This window comes from Streptomyces sp. SM1, from assembly GCF_002910825.1.
GTDB classification, from domain to species: domain Bacteria; phylum Actinomycetota; class Actinomycetes; order Streptomycetales; family Streptomycetaceae; genus Streptomyces; species Streptomyces okerensis.
Genome location: NZ_NEUB01000235.1, coordinates 1 through 3200, shown reverse-complemented (window position 1 = coordinate 3200; position 3200 = coordinate 1). Strand labels below are relative to the sequence as shown.

3 protein-coding genes are annotated in these 3200 nt (G+C 69.0%); 1 reads left to right on the top strand and 2 read right to left on the bottom strand.

Annotation, left to right across the window (positions count from 1 at the left end; genetic code table 11):
- Positions 1-653, bottom strand: a 653-nt coding sequence (locus tag B9S61_RS05515; RefSeq protein WP_103541180.1) for a DUF305 domain-containing protein, incomplete at its 3' end; no start/stop codon positions are given.
- Between the two features lie 191 nt (positions 654-844).
- Between B9S61_RS05515 and B9S61_RS05510 the strand changes: the two genes are divergently transcribed.
- Complete coding sequence (locus B9S61_RS05510; RefSeq protein WP_103541179.1) at positions 845-2347, top strand: LVIVD repeat-containing protein; 1503 nt, start codon at positions 845-847, stop codon at positions 2345-2347.
- Here the strand turns inward: B9S61_RS05510 and B9S61_RS05505 are convergent.
- Positions 2335-3012 carry a TetR/AcrR family transcriptional regulator gene (locus B9S61_RS05505; RefSeq protein WP_103541178.1) on the bottom strand — a complete coding sequence of 226 codons (678 nt, stop codon included), beginning with the start codon at positions 3010-3012 and terminating at the stop codon, positions 2335-2337. The two genes, B9S61_RS05510 and B9S61_RS05505, sit on opposite strands and share 13 nt — an antisense overlap.
- Between the last annotated feature and the right edge of the window lie 188 nt (positions 3013-3200).

Below are 3200 nucleotides of genomic sequence, written 5' to 3'. Positions count from 1 at the left end.
TCGCGCATCCGGCTGATCTCGCTCGTCTGCTGGGCCACCACGTCGTCCGCCATCTCCTCGATCCAGATGTTGTTGCCCTGTGCCTTCACCTCGGTGGACATGGTGATCGCCCCCTGGTGATGGGTCATCATCAGGGTGAGGAAGAGCTGGTCGAAGGCCTTGCCGTCAGCCGTGCGCAGCTGCTTCAGCTGGGCCGTCGTGGCCATCCCCGGCATCGTCGCGTGGTCGTGCCCGTGCCCGTCGTCCCGCTCCGGCTTGCCGTGGCTCTTCAGCCAGCCCCTCATCGCCTCGATCTCCGGCCCCTGGGCGGCGGCGATGCGCTCGGCCAGTCCGACGATCTTCGGCGACTCGGCGCGGTCCGGCACCAGCCCGGTCATCTCCAGGGCCTGCGCGTGATGCCCGATCATCATCCGCGCGTACGACACGTCGGCGGAGTTGGGGGAGTCGTCCTCCGCGCGCTGCCGCGACGCCTCCTCGGCCGACAGCGTGCGGTTCTCCTCACCGGGCGCTCCGGGTGCGAGGACCGAAGGTCCGCTCGCCGCCGAGGACTTGGTGTCGTCCGTGCCGGAGTCGCAGCCCACGAGCCCGAGTACGGCCAGGGCGGTCAGCCCGGCGGCGACGACGGACAGGGGCGGCACGCGGCGGTAGTGCACAAGGACCTCCTGTGGCAGGGGGGTTGCGGGACACCTCGTGAGTGTCGACGACCGTCCTAGCACGCTTCCGCGCAACGTTGATCAAAAAACTTCGTTGCGATGGCGTTGCCCTCTGTTGGTATGTGCATGCCCAAGACGATACTGCCGGAGCGAAAACCGTTCCGACGCGAACGGAACCAGGGAGGAAAACAGTGATCCTGTTGAGAGGTTCCCGAACCCGGCGCAGACGGCTGGGAGTCGCCACGGCGGCCGGTGGTCTGCTGGCCGCCCTGCTCACCGCCTCGCCGGCCGCGGCGATCCCCGACCCCGGGGACTCGCCCACCGAGGGGAAGGAGGTCTCGCGCAGCGACCAGGCCGAGGCCCGCAAGGCCATCGAGAGCGGCGAGATACCCGGCCAGGACGAGATCGTCCACTCCGACAACATCCGGCACGTGGCCAACATCCCCAAGGACGTGCTGTCCGGCACCAACTCGGACCTGGCGTTCCAGGGCCGGTACGCCTTCGCCGGCAACTACGACGGCTTCCGCATCTTCGACATCAGGAACCCCAGGGCGCCCAGAACGGTGGCCCAGGTTCTGTGCCCCGGCTCGCAGAACGACATCTCCGTCTCCGGCGACCTGCTGTTCCTGTCCACCGACTCCTCGCGCAGCGACAGCAGCTGCAACAGCACCACCCAGCCGGCGACCGAGAAGTCCTCGTGGGAGGGCATGAAGGTCTTCGACATCAGCGACAAGCGGAACCCGCGCTACGTCGCCGCCGTCGAGACCGCCTGCGGCTCGCACACCCACACGCTGGTGCCCGAGCGCAGGAACGTCTACGTCTACGTCTCCTCGTACTCGCCGAACGCGGCGTACCCCGACTGCCGGCCGCCGCACGACGGCATCTCCGTGATCAAGGTGCCGCGCAAGGCGCCGCACAAGGCGGCGGTCGTCGGCTTCCCGGTGCTGTTCCCGGGTGAGGGGCCGGACGGCGGCGGCAACCCGGGCGCCCCCACCAACCCGGGTGTCTCCAAGACCACCGGCTGCCACGACATCACCGTGCTGCCCTCGAAGGACCTGGCCGCCGGTGCCTGCATGGGCGACGGCATCCTGTTCTCCATCGAGAACCCGGAGCGTCCCCGGGTGATCGACCGCGTGCAGGACAACGTCAACTTCGCGTTCTGGCACTCGGCGACCTTCAACCAGACGGCCCGCAAGGTCGTCTTCACCGACGAGCTGGGCGGCGGCGGCGCGGCCACCTGCAACGCGGAGATCGGCCCCGACCGCGGCGCGGACGGCATCTACGACATCGTCGGCAAGGGCGAGCGGAGCAAGCTGGTCTTCCGCAGCTACTTCAAGATCCCGCGCCACCAGGCGGACACCGAGAACTGCGTGGCCCACAACGGCTCGCTGATCCCGGTCCGGGGCCGGGACCTGATGGTCCAGGCCTGGTACCAGGGCGGCGTCTCCGTCTGGGACTTCACCAACTCCTCGAAGCCCAGGGAGATCGCGTACTTCGAGCGCGGTCCGCTGTCCACGGAGCGGATCGCCACCGGCGGTTCCTGGTCGGCGTACTACTACAACGGCTACATCTACTCCAACGACATCGCCAAGGGCTTCGACGTCCTGAGGATCGACGACCGGCGCACGGACCCGGCCCGCTGGGTCCACATGCGTGAGCTCAACGTACAGACGCAGCCGGACTACTTCGACTGACCGTCCGGCTCCGTCGCGAAGAACCGGGCCATGTCCGTCCGGTCCTTCCCACACGTCCCGCCGGGTGCTCCGGTGTCCGGCGGGACACCCATCTCCCAGTCGAGCCGGTAGCGCTTGAACAACTCCGCGCGCAGTGCGGGCACGGACAGCGGCGCGCCCGGCATCACGGCCGCGTACACGGCGCCCATCAGCAGGGCGCGCAGCATGGGGTAGTCGGCCCCGACGTCCTCGGAGCCGTGCCGGGCGACGGTGTCGCTCAGCAGTTCGGCCAGACGCCGTTGTTCGGGGCAGGGAAGGAAACCCTCGGCCTGCAGCAGTCCGGCCATGTGCTGGCGCATCAGTACCGGCCTTTCCCGTGCCAGGCCGAGGATCGCGTCGATGGCCCGCGCCATCCGCTCCCGGCCGTCCTCCGCGCGCGGCTCCCGCTCCAGGGCCTCCTCCAGTGTGCGGTGCATCAGCCGGTGCACGGCGGACTGCACGAGCTGGCGTTTTCCCGGGAAGTAGTACGAAACGAGGCCCCGCGCGGAACCGGCCCGGTCGGCGATGTCGCCGAGCGTCGTCGCCTCGTATCCGTGCTCGTCGACCAGCTCCACGGCGGCGTGCAGGAGCCGTTCCTTCGAACGCCTCCGCAACTCTTCATTGACCAGGGCGCTGCGCGGGGACATGCTGGACTCCTGCGTTGACTGGCTGCCAGCCAACTATATTCAACGCGTCCGGCGGGCCCTTGGGCCCGTTCCGGGTTGTCGGCCTCCTTGGGCGACGCGGGGGATCGTCCAAGGAGGCCGGCGCCGGCCGGAGGAGCCCCCCACCTCTCTTTTGTGGCCTCCGGGTGGCAGGTAAGGTTAGGTTGGCC

Coding starts and splice junctions, on each gene's coding strand:
- B9S61_RS05505 (WP_103541178.1), bottom strand. CDS start 3,012: ATGTCCCCGCGCAGCGCCCTGGTCAATGAAGAGTTGCGGAGGCGTTCG.